The organism is Methylobacterium organophilum, from assembly GCF_022533465.1.
GTDB lineage: Bacteria > Pseudomonadota > Alphaproteobacteria > Rhizobiales > Beijerinckiaceae > Methylobacterium > Methylobacterium organophilum.
The window spans coordinates 583,236-598,271 of record NZ_CP092848.1 but is presented as its reverse complement, the minus strand read 5'-3'; the positions used below and the strand labels follow the sequence as shown (position 1 = coordinate 598,271).

The following is a 15,036-nucleotide window of genomic DNA, read 5'->3' as shown; positions in this document are numbered from 1 at the left end:
TGATAAAACTAAGAAGTGTTTATTCGTTTGCTTGCGGTGTTCTGTTTTTATACGAGCATTTTATCAGCGAATCCGCTGATTTAAGTCATAACAATTCTGAGGAAAGCATGTCACTCAGCAGGGCTTTTGCGGCCGCCGCGCTCGTCGTGGCGGGCTCCGTCGGTGCGGCCTCGGCCGCCGAGATCGTGGTGAAGACGCTCAACAGCGGGCCGGGCGGATCGATGGTGTTCGACCCGTCCTTCGTGAAGATCGCCCCGGGCGACAGCATCAAGTTCGTGCCGCAGGACAAGGGGCACAATGTCGAGTCGATCAAGGGCATGGCCCCGGAGGGCACCGACTACGTCAAGACGACGGTCGGCCAGGAGGCGGTCGTGACCTTTCCCAAGGAAGGGATCTACGGCTTCAAGTGCTCGCCGCATTACCTGATGGGCATGGTCGCCCTGGTCCAGGTCGGCGACAAGCACGAGAATCTGGAGCAGGCCAAGGCCGTGCAGCACGGCAAGCTCGCCCAGAAGCGCTTCGACCCGCTCTTCGAGAAGGTGCAGTGACCGGACGCTGAGGGCCGACGCGGCGACGAACACGCAACGCCCGGGCCGTCGGGGACCCGGGCGTTGCCTTCAGGAAGAAAGAGCGTGGCGTCAGAAGCCGACCGAGAGGGCGGCGACGGCGCGGTCGATCGAGAGGTAGAACACGCCGAAGGCGACGAGAGCCGCCGCGGCGAATTCCGCCGCCTGATTCGGCAGGGTGCGGAACTGGCGCATGACCTCGCGGCCGAAGAAGACCGAGAGCCAGGCGAGCGTCAGCACGGCGGGCATGGCGAAGAGATAGGAGCCGGTGCTCTCGATCCGGTCGAGGGCGCGGGCGGGGTCGATCAGGGCGCGGATGTTGTGCACCCACGGCGCGTGCGCGGCGGAATAGAGCGCGGTGAGCCAGGACAGGCCCACGGCCACGCCGAGATGGAAGGTGAAGAGCCGGTGCAGCCGGGAGAACTCGTCCCGCGCCTGGTCGAACGTCATCCCGCAAACCCCCAAAGCGATCCCAGTGTCGACGGCCCGCCGGCGCTGGTTCGCTCGCGTCGGTTCGGGCCGCCCTGATCGGGGCGGAGTGCCGGGGAAGCTGGAGTTTTTTGTGGCTGAGGACGTCCGGGCCGTCCGCGGCGGCCCGGTGTGGTTGCAAAGCCGCTATGCGTTGCCGCGGGAGGTCCGCGGATTGTCCTTCATCAGGGCCACGAAGCGCTCGAACAGGTAGTGGCTGTCCCGCGGGCCGGGGGAGGCTTCCGGGTGGTGCTGCACCGAGAAGGCGGGCCGGTCGGTCAGGGACAGGCCGCAATTCGAGCCGTCGAACAGGGAGACATGGGTCTCCACCGCCGTCTCCGGCAGGCTGTCCGGGTCGACGGCGAAGCCATGGTTCATCGACACGATCTCGACCTTGCCGGTGGTGTGGTCCTTCACCGGATGGTTCGCGCCGTGATGGCCCTGGCCCATCTTCACGGTGCGGCCGCCGAGGGCGAGGCCCATGAGCTGGTGGCCGAGGCAGATGCCGAAGGTCGGCACCTTCTCCTCCAGCAGCCGGCGGATCACCGGCACGGCATAGGCGCCGGTGGCCGCCGGGTCGCCGGGGCCGTTCGAGAGGAAGACGCCGTCGGGCTGGAGCGCCAGGATGTCCTCGGCGGGGGTGGTGGCGGGCACGACGGTGACGTCGCAGCCGGCTTCGGCGAGGAGGCGCAGGATGTTGCGCTTCACGCCGTAATCGATCGCGACCACCTTGAAGCCGGCGCCGGGGGCGCGGGAGCCGTAGCCGCCCTTCACCGCCCAGGTCGTCTCGCTCCAGGTGGAGCGCTCGCGGCTCGTCACCGGCGGCACGAGGTCGAGGCCCTCCATCGGCGCGAGGGCGGCGGCGCGGGCCTTCAGGGCCTCGCGGTCGAAAGTCCCGTCCGGATCGTTGGCGATCACGGCGTTCGGCATGCCGTGGTCGCGGATCAGGGCGGTGAGCGCCCGGGTGTCGACGCCGGTGATGCCGACGATGCCGCGGGCCTTCAGCCAGCCGTCGAGATGCGAGGAGGAGCGCCAGTTCGAGGGCTTGGTCACCGCCGAGGCGATCACGGCGCCGCGCACGCCCGAGGCCGGGGCCTGGTCGAGGCTCTCCAGATCCTCGTCGTTGGTGCCGACATTGCCGATATGCGGGAAGGTGAAGGTGACGATCTGCCCGGCATAGGAGGGATCCGTCAGGATCTCCTGATAGCCGGTCATCGCCGTGTTGAAGCAGACCTCGCCGTCGGCGATCCCGGTCTGGCCGATGCCGAAGCCTTCCAGCATGGTGCCGTCGGCGAGCACCAGCAGGGCGGTGGCGACCGGCTCGGCCCAGGGCTCGGGCTGGCCGCCCGCGGGTTGCGTGCGCGGGAGGGCGCTCTCGTCTTGCAGCATCGATGCGATCCAGATTATCTCCGCCGCCTTCCCGGCGCCCGGCTGGCGGGGCGCACCGGGCATGGCAGGGCGGCAGCGTCTTCCGGCGCTCATACCGACCCGGCCGCGCCGGGGTCAACGTGGCCACCGTCGCGCCGCTGTTCAAGCCGGGGCAGGCCAGCCCCGGCCCACCGAAAGCCCTCAGGAGACCGTCCGATGCTGCGCGAGCGCCTCACCGCCGAGATGAAGGAGGCCATGAAGGCCGGCGAGAAGCAGAAGCTCTCGACCATCCGCATGATCCAGGCGGCCCTCAAGGACAAGGACATCGAGGCCCGCGGCGCCGGCAAGGGCCAGTCGAGCGAGGAGGAGGTGCTGGCGCTCCTCCAGAAGATGATCAAGCAGCGCAACGAGGCGGCGGGCGTCTACGAGCAGGGCGGCCGGCCGGAGCTCGCCGAGGGCGAGCGGGCCGAGGCCGCGATCATCGCCGGCTTCCTGCCCCAGCAGATGGACGAGGCCGAGACCCGCGCCGCCATCGCCGACGCCATCGCCGAGACCGGCGCGGCCGGCCCCAAGGACATGGGCAAGGTGATCGGCGCCCTGAAGGGCAAATATGCCGGCCGCATGGATTTCGGCCGGGCGAGCGGCCTCGTGAAGGATGCACTCGCCGGCAAGTAGGATTTCGAATCGGGCTGTAGCTGGCGGTTGCGCCGGCGGCGGCGCGCGGCGATCCTCCCGTCGAGCGATTCGGGAGGACGCCGATGCCGCGGGCCGAGATCATCCCTTACCTGTTCTACCGCGACGTGCCGACGGCGCTGGACTGGCTTGCCCGGGCCTTCGGCTTCATCGAGGAGAGCCGGCACCCCACGCCGAGCGGCGGCCTGCATGCGGAGATGCGGCTGGAGGGCTGCCGGATCATGATGGGGCAGGCGGCGGGGCAGGGGGCCGGTGCCGAGCGGATCGGCCCGCCCGCGCCGGGCGGGCGCGCCACGCAGGGCGTCTTCGTCTACCTGCCCGACCTCGCCGCGCATTTCGCCGCGGCGAAGGCCGCGGGCGCCGAGATCCCGGCGGAGCCGGCGGATCACGGCTACGGCCTCACCTACACGGCCTACGACCTCGACGGGCATCCCTGGTACTTCACGCAGATGTCCGGCTGACGAATCCGCGCCGCCGGTGTCGGGAGACTGCCGCGGGCGGCGTGAGCCGGGCCATCGCCGTACCCAGCGATCCACAGGCTGACCCGCGGGACTCCGGGCGGCGATCTGCGGTATCGTCGGCGTTTGACGGATCGATCCGGACCCCGCCCCAGCCCGTGCGCTACCCGCCCCACATCCTCGACGAGATCCGCGTCCGGCTGCCGCTCTCCGAGGTGGTCGGGCGCCGGGTCCGGCTGAAGAAGGCCGGCCGCGAATGGCGCGGGCTATCGCCGTTCAACGCGGAGAAGACGCCCTCCTTCTACGTGAACGATCAGAAGCAGTTCTACCACTGCTTCTCATCGGGCAAGCACGGCGACGCCTTCACCTTCCTGATGGAGACCGAGGGCGTCAGCTTCCCGGAGGCGGTCGAGCGCCTCGCCTCCGAGGCGGGGGTAAGCCTGCCCAAGCTCTCCCCGGAGACCGAGCAGGCCGAGAGCCGCCGCAAGGGCGCCCTCGAGGTGATGGAGCTCGCCACGGTCTTCTTCGAGGAGCAGCTGCGCGGGCGCTCCGGCACGGAGGCGCGCCACTATCTCGACCGGCGCGGGCTCGGCCCCGAGACCCGGGCCCGCTTCCGCCTCGGCTACGCGCCGGGCGACCGCTACGCCCTGCGCGACCATCTCGCCGGCAAGGGCATCGACAAGGAGACCATGTCGGAGCTCGGCCTGCTGGTGGCCGGCGAGGGGATCTCCGTGCCCTACGACCGCTTCCGCGACCGGGTGATCTTCCCGATCCTCGACATCCGCGGCCGGGTCATCGCCTTCGGCGGCCGGGCCATGCAGGCGGATGCCCGGGCGAAGTACCTCAATTCCCCGGACACGCCGCTCTTCCACAAGGGGCAGGTGCTCTACAACCTGCACGCGGCCCGCAAGGCGGCGCACGAGCGCAGCACCATCATCGCCGTCGAGGGCTATGTCGACGTGATCGCGATGACGCTGGCCGGCCATCCCAACGCCGTGGCGCCGCTCGGCACGGCGCTGACCGAAGAGCAGCTCGGCCTGCTCTGGCGCCAGGCGGCGGAGCCGATCCTGTGCTTCGACGGCGACGGGGCGGGCCGCCGCGCCGCCTACCGCGCCCTCGACGTGGCCCTGCCCCTGCTGGAGCCGGGCAAGTCCCTGCGCTTCGCCCTGCTGCCCCAGGGCCAGGACCCGGACGACCTGCTGCGCTCCGGCGGCGCCTCGGCCATCGACAAGGTGCTGGAGGGCGCCCGGCCCCTCGTGGAGATGCTGTGGGCGCGGGAGACCGAGGCCGCGCCCCTGGACACCCCCGAGCGGCGCGCCGGCCTCGCCCGCACCCTGCGCGAGACCGTCTCCGGCATCCGCGACGAGACCGTGCGGCGCTTCTACCGCGACGAGATCGAGGGCCGGCTGCGCGACCTCTCCGGCCCCCGCGCCCGGGGCGGGGGCGAGCGTGCGCCCTTCGAGCGCTTCGCCCCCCGGGGGGGCGGGCCGGGGCGTTCCCGCTTCGGCGAGCCGGCCTCGCCGCGGCTCACCGCCAAGTTCAGCCCGCTCCTGGCCTCCGCCGCCGCCCCCGCGCCGGGGGGCGCCTTCAGCGAGCGCGAGGCGATGATCGTCTCCTGCCTGCTCGTCCATCCCGAGCTTCTCGTCATCGAGGCGGAGGATCTCGCGCAGCTCGACCTGCACAATCCGGATGCGGATGCCCTGCGCTCGGCTCTGCTTGACCATGCAGCGGAAGCGGGGCACGGGGAGCAGGAACTCCTGCAGGGTCGCCTCGACCGGCAGGGCCTCGGCGAGGCCGCGGCCCGACTCGCCGCCCTGGTGCGGCCCGGGGACCGTTGGGCGCTGGATTTGCATGCGGATCCGCAGCGCCTGGAGCATACCGTGCGTCAGGCCGTGATCTTGCACCGCAAGGCGGGAGCGCTACATAGCGAACTTCTTCAGGCGGAACGGGCGCTTGCCGAAGACGAATCCGAGGCCAATTTCGCATGGCTCTGCGACGTCAAGGCGCGACAGGCCGTCGTTGCCGCTGCGGAGGTCGAGAAAGAGCCGTCGGACGGAAGCGATTTTTCGGGGCCGTGACCCGCGGGAGATACCCTTCAGGTGAGCGCATGGTTAACGCTCGGTCAAGCACCGTAAGCGCATAGCAACGATTGACAAGATGGGCGGCCATTCGCGAAGGGCCGCAGCGGGAAGTGATCACGGTGCCGTCGATGCGGAGCTTTCGCGGCTCCCCACGGCATCGGTTCTGGAACAATAGGCTGGGCATGGCAACGAAGGCAACCGAGCGGGACGAGGCTGACGTCGCTCAGGAACAGCAGTCCGATGGGCCGCTGCTCGATCTGACCGATGCCGCCGTCAAGCGCATGGTGAAGCTCGCGAAGAAGCGCGGCTACGTGACCTACGAAGAGGTCAACGAGGTCCTGCCCGACGGCCAGGTCGACGGCGACCAGATCGAGGACGTCCTCGCGCAGCTCGACGACATGGGCATCCGCGTCGTCGAGGCGGAGGAGACCGAGGACACCCCGGCCGAGCGTCCCGCCAACGGCGAGGCCGCCGAGGAGGAGGAGACCGCCGAGGGCGGCGAGGTCGCCGAGGCCTCCCCGTCCCGTGCCGTCGCGGTCGCGACCACCACCACCCGCGAGCCGGCCGACCGCACGGACGATCCCGTGCGCATGTACCTGCGCGAGATGGGCTCGGTGGAGCTCCTGTCCCGCGAGGGCGAGATCGCCATCGCCAAGCGCATCGAGGCCGGCCGCGAGGCGATGATCGCGGGCCTCTGCGAGAGCCCGCTCACCTTCCAGGCGATCATCATCTGGCGCGACGAGCTGATCGAGGGGAAGGTTCTCCTGCGCGACATCATCGACCTGGAGGCGACCTATGCCGGTCCCGACGGTCGCAATGCGCCCCAGGTCGCCGAAGGCGAGGGTGAGGAAGGCGAGGACGCCGAAGGCCCGACGCCGCCCGAGGGCGGCGACGAAGAAGACGACATGGAGAACAACGTCTCGCTCGCGGCGATGGAAGCCGAGATCAAGCCGCGCGTTCTCGAGACCTTCGACAACATCGCCAACAACTACCGCAAGCTGCGCAAGCTCCAGAACGAGGAGGCCGCGCTCAAGGCCTCCGGCGGCGCCTCGGCTCCCGGCCAGGACAAGAAGCAGGCCGAGCTGAAGGACATCGTCGTCGGCGAGGTGAAGTCGCTCTCGCTCAACGCCAACCGCATCGAGGCGCTGGTCGAGCAGCTCTACGACATCAACAAGCGCCTCATCAGCCACGAGGGTCGGCTGATGCGCGCCGCCGAGAGCCACGGCGTCGCCCGCGACGAGTTCCTGCGCCACTACCAGGGCTGGGAGCTCGATCCGAACTGGATGGAGCGCGTCGGCACGCTCGGCGGCAAGGGCTGGAAGAACTTCGTCGAGAAGGGCGGCCGGCAGGTCGCGGATCTGCGCGAGCAGATCCTGACGCTCGCCTCCGAGACCGGGCTTCAGATCGGCGAGTACCGCAAGATCGTGAACATGGTCCAGAAGGGCGAGCGCGAAGCCCGGCAGGCCAAGAAGGAGATGATCGAGGCGAACCTCCGCCTCGTGATCTCGATCGCCAAGAAGTACACCAACCGCGGCCTGCAGTTCCTGGACCTGATCCAGGAGGGCAACATCGGCCTGATGAAGGCGGTCGACAAGTTCGAGTACCGCCGCGGCTACAAGTTCTCGACCTATGCCACCTGGTGGATCCGGCAGGCGATCACCCGCTCGATCGCCGACCAGGCCCGCACGATCCGCATCCCGGTGCACATGATCGAGACGATCAACAAGATCGTCCGGACCTCGCGCCAGATGCTGCACGAGATCGGCCGCGAGCCGACTCCGGAGGAGCTGGCCGAGAAGCTGGCGATGCCGCTGGAGAAGGTGCGCAAAGTCCTCAAGATCGCCAAGGAGCCGATCTCCCTCGAGACGCCGATCGGCGACGAAGAGGATTCGCATCTCGGCGACTTCATCGAGGACAAGAACGTCGTCCTGCCGATCGATGCGGCGATCCAGAGCAATCTGCGCGAGACGACGACGCGGGTGCTGGCCTCGCTCACGCCCCGCGAGGAGCGCGTGCTGCGCATGCGCTTCGGCATTGGCATGAACACCGACCACACCCTCGAGGAGGTCGGCCAGCAATTCTCGGTGACCCGCGAGCGCATCCGCCAGATCGAGGCCAAGGCCCTGCGCAAGCTCAAGCACCCGAGCCGCTCGCGCAAGCTCCGGAGCTTCCTCGACAACTGAGCGGAGCGCCCGGCGCTCCCGTTCCGACGAGGCCAGCCGGCCGTGCCCCCTGGCGGGGCGCGGCCGGTTTTCTTTTGCCTCAGGAGGCGGCGGGCGCGACGAGCAGGCCGACGATGCGCCGGACCAGCGGCATGACCAGCAGCAGGGTCGGGAAGGCCACGACCCAGGAGATGGCCCAGGCGCCGGGCCAAGTCTGCAGGAAGGCGGCGCTGAGGCCGAGGCTCTTCAGGGTCGCGATCCCTGAGACGACGAAGGTCATCAGCAGGCTGAGCACGAAGGGCATGAGGATGGCGGCATAGCGCGCCGGCAGGCGCCGCAGGGCGAGGGAGTTCTGAGAGTTCGGCATGGAAACGTCTTTTGTCGAAGGGTCATCGTCAGGTTTCGGGAAAGGACGCCGCGCAACCGGTTCGACGAACCCGGAGGGAGCGTTGCCTGACGTGAGACGCTTACGGCCCGGCCTGATGGCACGGAACGACGCAGAATTAATGAGTGTCACGGAGGAAGCCAAGCCGTTCCGGTGAGCGGCTGGCGAAGTTTTTTCGTGCCGGATACGCGTACGGCGCTAGATTCCGATCGAATGCGCGCAGAAGGATTTCGCGCTTCGGCCCGACCATTGCGGTGCTCCGCCGCCGAACCCACCTTGGCCATATGCTCGACGAGGACATTCCCCACCCTCCGCCGACGGCCCTCGCCGACGGCTCGGAAGCCGAGGACGTGCCCTTCGGCGCGATCCAGCCCAGCGTCGCGATTCGCGACTGGCTGCTGAGCGAGGGCGCGCGCCTGCCCAAGGCGGACGACCTGCTGGCCGGGCTCGCCGAGCGCCTCAACGCCATCGGCGTGCCCGTGGACCGGGCCTCGACGGCGATCGACACCCTGCATTCGGAGTATTCCGGCGTCGGCCGCGTCTGGAACCGGGAGACCGGCTCCACCGTGCGGCTGTTCCCGCACGGGGAGGCCTCCGAGGCGGCCTACCGGGCGAGCCCGTTCCACGCGGTGCACCAGTCCGGCGAGTGGATGATCCTCGATCTCGCCGAGACCGAGGAGACGCGCTTCGAGATCATCCCGGAGCTGAAGGCGGGCGGCTACACCACCTATGTCGTCGTGCCGGTGTTCTTCACCAACGGCACCCATAACGGCATCACCTTCGCCACGCGGTCGGCGGAAGGCTTCCGCGACGACCACATCGCGATCCTGCGCTTCATCATGCCGGCGCTGGCCGCGGTGATGGAGATGCGCATCGTCAACAAGCAGCTGGACCAGGTGCTGCGCATCTATGTCGGGGACGAGCCGCACCGGGCGATCCTGGCCGGCGACATCCGCCGGGGGCAGGTGCGGCGGATCCGCTCCGCGATCCTGTTCGCGGACATGCGCGACTACACCCAGCTCTCTGCCGACCTCACGCCGGAGGAGGCGGTCGATCTCCTCAACGTGTTCTTCGACTGCCTCGTGCCGGCCATCGAGCGGGAGGGCGGCGAGGTGCTGAAATATCTCGGCGACGGCCTGCTCGCGATCTTCCGCGAGCCCGGCGACGATCTCGGCGGGGCCGCCAAGAGCGCGCTGACCGCGGCGCAGGACGGGCTGCGCGCCCTCGACGAGGCCAATGCCGTGCAGCGCTTCGGCGCGCAGCCGGTGGCCGCGGGCATCGCCCTCCATCACGGCGAGGCGGCCTACGGCAATGTCGGTTCCGGCACGCGGCTCGACTTCACCGTGATCGGCCGCGACGTGAACCTCGCGAGCCGCCTCGCGCGGCTCAACCGGCCGCTGGGCGAGCCGCTGCTGATGTCGAAGCCCTTCGTCGACTTCCTATGGGGGGACCCCGAGCCGCTCGGCGAGCATCCCCTCGACGGATTCCGGGACAAGATGGCGGTCTACCGCCCGGGCCGGAAGCCGGCCCCCGCCCTCGATGTCGGCCGCCGCCCGGCGCGGGAGGCGGCGGAGGCTTGACCGGCGTCAGCTGCGCAGGGTCAGCCGCCCGCCGGCGATGTTGAAATCGTGCAGGCGGCGCAGGAAGGACATCCCGAGCAGGTTCATGTGGAGGCGTCCGCGGGGCACCACCACCGCCTCGACGTCGCGCACGCTCACCGCCCCGATCCGGATCTGGTTCAGCCGCACGGGGGCGACCCGGACCACGCCGTTGGCCGTCGCGACCTCCTGGCGGAACTCCGACGGGCTCGGCCGCAGGCCGAGGCGTTCCGCATCTTCCTCCATGAGCACGCAGAGACTCGCGCCGGTATCGACCACCATGCGCAGGCTGCGCCCGTCCACCACCGCCTCGGTCAGGAAATGGCCTCGCTCGTCCGCGTTCAGCGTGATCGCGTTGGGCGCCGTGGTCACCACCGGCGTCACGGCCCCTCCCGGAGCGGCGACGGCCGCGGTCTCGACGGGCGCGGCGGGCTTCCGCCCGATCCGCGTCGAGGCGACGCCGCCGACGAGGCAGCACACGCCGAGTGCCAGGATGATCTGCCGCATGGGAAGGCCTTCGCCCGGGATCCTTAGGCGACGAGCCTGCCCCGGCGCGGGTGAAGGCCGCGTCGCCGGACCGCGCCGGGAAGGGCCGGGGAGAAGGATTTTCGCGATTGCGGTTGAGAAACCCTCGCCACCAACGAGCGAATCCGACGCGGGCAGGGGGATTGACCCCGGCGGCCCGTGGGGCCAAATCGGGGATGTTCCAGGGAGATCCCCGGCAAGGGGCTGAGACACCGCTGGGCTCGTGACGAGCGGCGCGGAAATCCTTCGAACCTGATCCGGCTCATACCGGCGTAGGGATTGGACCTTGGGCTCTCCGAGAGCCCGCTTCACCGGAAGCGACAGGCACCAGTTCCTGCGGGCCACCGCGGAGTTCTCGCTTGTCGGACGTCCTGGCCTCCCCCTTCGGTCTGCGCCGCCTCTCCGGCGTGCGCCCCCGCCCCGCCGCCCTGCCGGAGCGGGCCGATGTCGTCGTGGTCGGCGGCGGCATCATCGGTCTGTCGATCGCCTGGCGCCTGGCGGAGGGCGGCCGCTCGGTCGTCGTGGTCGAGCGCGAGAGCGTCGGAGCCGGGGCGAGCCTCGCCGCCACCGGCATGCTGGCGCCCGCCGCCGAGCACGAGCCGGGCTCCGATATCCTGCTGCCCCTCGCCCTGGAGAGCCTGCGCCGCTGGCCGGGCTTCCGCGACGCGCTCCAGGCGGCCTCGGGCCAGGACATCGATTACCGGGAGGAGGGGACCCTGGTCCTCGCCATCGGCCGGGACGAGGTCGACCGCCTGCGCTTCCGCCACGACCTGCAGCAGCGCTCCGGGGTTGCCGCGCAATGGCTCTCCGGTGCCGAGGTGCGTGCCCGCGAGCCCCTGCTGCGCCCCAATGTCACCGCCGGCATCCTCTGCCCCCTCGACCATCAGGTCGATCCCCGCCTCGTCATGGCGGCGCTGGTGCGCGCCTGCGAAGGCGCCGGCGTCGCCATCGTCGAGAACCGCGGCGTCGATGCCCTCGACCGTGAGGGGGGACGCGTCACCGGCATCCGGGCCGGGTCCGACCGGGTCGCGGCGCAGACCGTGATCCTCGCCGCCGGCGCCTGGAGCGGCGAGGCCGGGCTCCTGCCCTGGGCGCTGCCGGTGCGCCCGCTCAAGGGCCAGTCCCTCGCCCTGCGCACGACGAAGCGCACGGGCACGCTGTCCCACATGGTCTGGACCGAGCAGGTGCACATGGCCCCCAAGGGCGACGGCCACCTCATCGTCGGGGCGACGGTGGAGGATTGCGGCTTCAAGGCCGGCGTGACGGCGGGCGGCCTGTTCGCCCTGCTCGAAGGCGCCCGCCGCGTGCTGCCGGGAATCGAGGAGATGGAGATCGAGGCGGTCTGGTCGGGCTTCCGCCCGACCTCGGACGACGACGCACCGATCCTCGACACGCCCATGCCCGGCCTCGTCGTCGCCACGGGCCATCATCGCAACGGCTACCTGCTGATGCCCGCCACCGCCGACGCGGTCGCCGCGCTGCTCGCCACGGGCGCGCTGCCGGATTTCGCCCGCGGCTTCGGGCTCGACCGGTTCGGGCAGGACGAAAACCAGGAGGGGAGGGCGGTCGCGTGACGGTGACCATCAACGGAGAGCGCCGCGAGCACGCGGCGGAGACTTTGGCGTCCCTGTTCGCGGTCGAGGCGGAGGAGCGCGGCATCGAGAGCCCGGAGGGCATCGCCATGGCCCTCAACGGCCGTGTCGTGCGCCGGAGCGAGTGGAGCGTGACGCCGCTCCGGGACGGCGACCGCGTCGAGATCGTGCGCGCCATGCAGGGAGGCTGAGGATGAGCCATCACGACACCGCGCTGACGGCCGAGGCCGCCGAGGACGTTCTGGAGATCGCCGGGGTGCGGCTCGCCTCGCGCCTGTTCATCGGCACCGCCGGCTATCCGAGCCAGAGCATCATGGCCGAGGCGGTGCGCGCCTCCGGCGCCGACGTGGTCACCGCCTCGATCCGCCGCGTCTCGCTGCAGGGCCACGGCTCGGACACCTTCCAGCGCCTCAAGGGCAAGCATTTCCTGCCCAACACCGCCGGCTGCGAGACCGCCCGGGACGCGATCCTGACCGCGGAGCTCGCCCGAGAGGCGCTCGGCACCAACTGGATCAAGGTCGAGGTGATTGGCGACCGCGAATCGCTCTACCCCGATGTGATGGAGTTGATGGAGGCCTGCCGCCACCTCGTCGAGGACGGCTTCGTCGTGCTGCCCTATTGCAACGACGATCCCGTCATCTGCGAGCGGCTGGCCGATCTCGGCTGCGCGGCGGTGATGCCGATGGGCTCGCTGATCGGCTCCGGCATGGGCGTCGCCAACCCGGCCAATCTCGAGATGATCTGCCGCCGGGCCAAGGTGCCGGTGATCGTCGATGCCGGCATCGGCACGGCCTCGGACGCGGTGATCGCCATGGAGCTCGGGGCGGCGGCCTGCCTCATCAACACGGCCGTGGCCAAGGCGGACGATCCGGTGCGGATGGCCAGGGCCATGCGCCATGCGGTCGAGGCCGGGCGCCACGCCTTCCGGGCCGGCCGGATTCCGCGCCGGGGCCGGGCCGAGCCGTCGAGCCCGCAGCTCGGTCTCGTCGGTTCGTGAGAAATCCGCTCCCGTCACGGCTCCTCGTCGTGACGGACCGGCTGGGGGCGCGGCGTCCCCTGGCCGAGACGGTCCGGGCCGTCCTCGAAGGCGGCGGGCGCTGGATCTGGCTGCGCGAGCGCGATCTCGACGCGCCGGCGCGCCGGGATCTCGCCCGCGACCTCCTGGGGATCGTGCGGGGAGCCGGGGGGCGGCTCGTCGTCGGAGCGGATCCGGATCTCTGCGCGGCGATCGGCGCCGACGGCGTCCACCTGCCCGGCGCCACCACGGCGCCGGAGGTGTCGGCGGCGCGGTGCCGCCTCGGCCCCGCGGCCCTGATCGGCGTCTCGGCCCATGGCGCCGCCGACCTCGCCGAGGCCGCGGAGGCGGATTACGTCACCTTGAGTCCGATCTTCGCGAGTGCGAGCAAGCCCGGCTACGGGCCGGCCCTCGGCCTCGACGGCCTGCGGGCCGGTTGCGCCGCCGGGATCCCGGTGATTGCCCTCGGCGGCATCGCGCCCGAGGGGGCGCCCGCCTGCCGCGCGGCTGGCGCAGCGGGTGTGGCCGTCATGGGCGGCCTGATGCGCGCGCAGGATCCTGCCGCCGCCGCCCGCGCGTTCCTGGACGCTGTGGCGGTATCCGGAAGGATCCTGCGCGGGTGACGCGGCCGCTCGCGCCCCTGCGCCGTCGTGACGGGTGATTCCGGGAAATTGCTCTTGCTGCACTGCAATGCCATGCTTAGAGCCGTGCCGGATTGAGCCGGGTCACGTATGCGTTTCGAGATCGAGCGGAAGTTCTTGGTGGTTGGCGAGAGCTGGAAGGCGGCAGCCACGGACAGCCGTCTGCTCCGGGACGGCCTGATCGGACGATTCGGGACCGGCAAGGTCCGCATCCGCATGGATCCCGAGCGCGCCTGGATCACGGTCAAGGGCGCCCGCATGGGCTTCTCCCGGCCGGAATTCGAGTACGAGATCCCGCAAAAGGATGCCGCGGCGATGCTCGATGCGGTCTGCGTCGGCCCGATCGTCGAGAAGACCCGCTACACGGTCCCCCATGACGGGATGCTCTGGGTGGTGGACGTATTCGAGGGACCGTTGAAGGACGTGACCATCGCCGAAATTGAGCTGGAGCGGGAGGACCAGATCTTCTCCTGTCCGCCCTGGATCGGCGAGGAGGTGACCGGCGACGTGCGCTTCCGGCAGACCACGCTCCTCGAGCTCTGCGCCCGCGGGCGCCGCTCGATCTCCCTCGACGACATCTTCGCCCTGCCCAAACTGGCCTGACCGTCGCGCGCGGATGCCCTGCGGGCCGGGTGACGGCGCGTCCGCCCCGTTCGCGCCGAAGCGGGAGGGGCGGCCCTGCCGGGGAGCCCGGTTACGCCCCCGGCATGGCAGGTTCGGCGAAAAGCGCCTATGTGCCGGGTCTTCCAGGGAAAGCGCGGCGCCCCTCCGGCGCGCGACGATGCGATGAGCTACGCGGTCAAGGAACTCTTCCACACGCTGCAGGGCGAGGGCGCCCGTGCGGGCCGGGCAGCCGTGTTCTGCCGCTTCAGCGGCTGCAATCTCTGGTCCGGCCGCGAGGCGGACCGGGCGAGCGCGGCCTGCCGCTTCTGCGACACGGACTTCGTCGGCATGGACGGGGAGGGCGGCGGCCGCTTTGCAGAGGCCGAGGATCTCGCCGCTGCCATCGCCGATACCTGGGAGGGCGGGCCCGCGAGCCGCTATGTCGTCTTCACCGGCGGCGAGCCGCTGCTCCAGCTCGACGCGGCCCTGATCGCGGCGGTGCATGCCCGCGGCTTCGAGATCGCGGTTGAGACGAACGGCACGATCCCCGCCCCGCCCGGCATCGACTGGATCTGCGTCAGCCCCAAGGGGAGCAATCCCCTGCGGCAGACCAGCGGCCACGAGCTGAAGCTCGTCTACCCGCAGACGGACGCGCCGCCCGAAGCCTTTGCCGACCTCGCCTTCGCCCATCATTACCTGCAGCCGATGGACGGGCCGGAGCGGCTCGCCCATACCGAGGCCGCGGTCGCCTATTGCCGGAAGGACGCGCGCTGGCGGCTCTCGCTCCAGACGCACAAGCTCATCGGCATCCCCTGAGGGCTCTCGCCTGTCCGCCGCGCCGGCGGCCCGCCCGAGAGCCGACGTTCCATGAAGATCACGCC

At 70.5% G+C, this 15,036-nt stretch carries 16 protein-coding genes and 1 riboswitch; of the genes, 12 read left to right on the top strand and 4 right to left on the bottom strand.

All coding sequences use genetic code 11. The features are described 5' to 3' along the window. Positions 1–107: 107 nt before the first annotated feature. Positions 108–548, top strand: a complete 441-nt coding sequence (locus MMB17_RS02680) for a pseudoazurin (protein WP_241100983.1) — start codon at positions 108–110, stop codon at positions 546–548. Between the two features lie 90 nt (positions 549–638). On the opposite strand, the gene MMB17_RS02675 is transcribed toward MMB17_RS02680, so the two are convergent. Both MMB17_RS02675 and carA read right to left on the bottom strand, forming a co-directional pair. Further along, positions 639–1,016 carry a hypothetical protein gene (locus tag MMB17_RS02675; protein WP_238311876.1) on the bottom strand — a complete coding sequence of 126 codons (378 nt, stop codon included), beginning with the start codon at positions 1,014–1,016 and terminating at the stop codon, positions 639–641. 165 nt (positions 1,017–1,181) lie between these two features. After that, entirely contained in the window at positions 1,182–2,423 is a 1,242-nt protein-coding gene (gene carA / locus MMB17_RS02670) for a glutamine-hydrolyzing carbamoyl-phosphate synthase small subunit (protein WP_241100982.1), read from the bottom strand. A gap of 195 nt (positions 2,424–2,618) precedes the next feature. Between carA and MMB17_RS02665 the strand changes: the two genes are divergently transcribed. The 4 genes from MMB17_RS02665 (at position 2,619) to rpoD (ending at position 7,817) form a co-directional block, all read left to right on the top strand. Next, positions 2,619–3,077, top strand: a complete 459-nt coding sequence (locus tag MMB17_RS02665) for a GatB/YqeY domain-containing protein (protein ID WP_241100981.1) — start codon at positions 2,619–2,621, stop codon at positions 3,075–3,077. Between the two features lie 83 nt (positions 3,078–3,160). Then, complete coding sequence (locus MMB17_RS02660; protein ID WP_241100980.1) at positions 3,161–3,556, top strand: VOC family protein; 396 nt, start codon at positions 3,161–3,163, stop codon at positions 3,554–3,556. Positions 3,557–3,711: 155 nt separating this feature from the next. Further along, on the top strand, positions 3,712–5,631 hold the full coding sequence (dnaG, locus tag MMB17_RS02655; RefSeq protein ID WP_241100979.1) for a DNA primase: 1,920 nt from the start codon (positions 3,712–3,714) through the stop codon (positions 5,629–5,631). 185 nt (positions 5,632–5,816) lie between these two features. Beyond that, the gene (gene rpoD, locus MMB17_RS02650; RefSeq protein WP_238311871.1) at positions 5,817–7,817 is read left to right on the top strand and encodes an RNA polymerase sigma factor RpoD; all 2,001 of its coding nucleotides are present in this window, start codon (positions 5,817–5,819) and stop codon (positions 7,815–7,817) included. Between the two features lie 79 nt (positions 7,818–7,896). On the opposite strand, the gene MMB17_RS02645 is transcribed toward rpoD, so the two are convergent. After that, positions 7,897–8,163 carry a DUF2798 domain-containing protein gene (locus MMB17_RS02645; RefSeq protein ID WP_241100978.1) on the bottom strand — a complete coding sequence of 89 codons (267 nt, stop codon included), beginning with the start codon at positions 8,161–8,163 and terminating at the stop codon, positions 7,897–7,899. A gap of 302 nt (positions 8,164–8,465) precedes the next feature. On the opposite strand from MMB17_RS02645, the gene MMB17_RS02640 reads away from it, so the two are divergent. Beyond that, on the top strand, positions 8,466–9,761 hold the full coding sequence (locus MMB17_RS02640; RefSeq protein ID WP_238311981.1) for an adenylate/guanylate cyclase domain-containing protein: 1,296 nt from the start codon (positions 8,466–8,468) through the stop codon (positions 9,759–9,761). A gap of 6 nt (positions 9,762–9,767) precedes the next feature. On the opposite strand, the gene MMB17_RS02635 is transcribed toward MMB17_RS02640, so the two are convergent. Next, entirely contained in the window at positions 9,768–10,286 is a 519-nt protein-coding gene (locus MMB17_RS02635) for a retropepsin-like aspartic protease family protein (RefSeq protein WP_241100977.1), read from the bottom strand. 192 nt (positions 10,287–10,478) lie between these two features. Then, positions 10,479–10,601: riboswitch (TPP riboswitch) on the top strand. Between the two features lie 62 nt (positions 10,602–10,663). Between MMB17_RS02635 and thiO the strand changes: the two genes are divergently transcribed. From thiO to queE, 6 genes are all read left to right on the top strand, one after another. Next, a complete protein-coding gene (gene thiO / locus MMB17_RS02630) occupies positions 10,664–11,878 on the top strand; it encodes a glycine oxidase ThiO (protein WP_241100976.1) in 1,215 nt (404 codons plus the stop codon). Then, positions 11,875–12,087: a sulfur carrier protein ThiS gene (gene thiS, locus MMB17_RS02625; RefSeq protein ID WP_238311867.1), complete on the top strand. Its 213-nt coding sequence runs from the start codon at positions 11,875–11,877 to the stop codon at positions 12,085–12,087. The genes thiO and thiS overlap by 4 nt, the downstream gene beginning before the upstream one ends. Positions 12,088–12,089: 2 nt before the next feature. After that, positions 12,090–12,893 (top strand): thiazole synthase, encoded by an 804-nt coding sequence (thiG, locus tag MMB17_RS02620; RefSeq protein WP_238311866.1) that lies wholly within the window; start codon positions 12,090–12,092, stop codon positions 12,891–12,893. A 29-nt stretch (positions 12,894–12,922) separates the two neighbouring features. Then, positions 12,923–13,534, top strand: coding sequence for a thiamine phosphate synthase (locus MMB17_RS02615; protein WP_241100975.1), 612 nt, complete (start codon positions 12,923–12,925; stop codon positions 13,532–13,534). A gap of 108 nt (positions 13,535–13,642) precedes the next feature. Then, positions 13,643–14,155 (top strand): CYTH domain-containing protein, encoded by a 513-nt coding sequence (locus MMB17_RS02610; RefSeq protein ID WP_241100974.1) that lies wholly within the window; start codon positions 13,643–13,645, stop codon positions 14,153–14,155. A gap of 183 nt (positions 14,156–14,338) precedes the next feature. Further along, positions 14,339–14,971, top strand: coding sequence for a 7-carboxy-7-deazaguanine synthase (gene queE, locus MMB17_RS02605; RefSeq protein ID WP_241100973.1), 633 nt, complete (start codon positions 14,339–14,341; stop codon positions 14,969–14,971). The last annotated feature ends 65 nt before the right edge of the window (positions 14,972–15,036 follow it).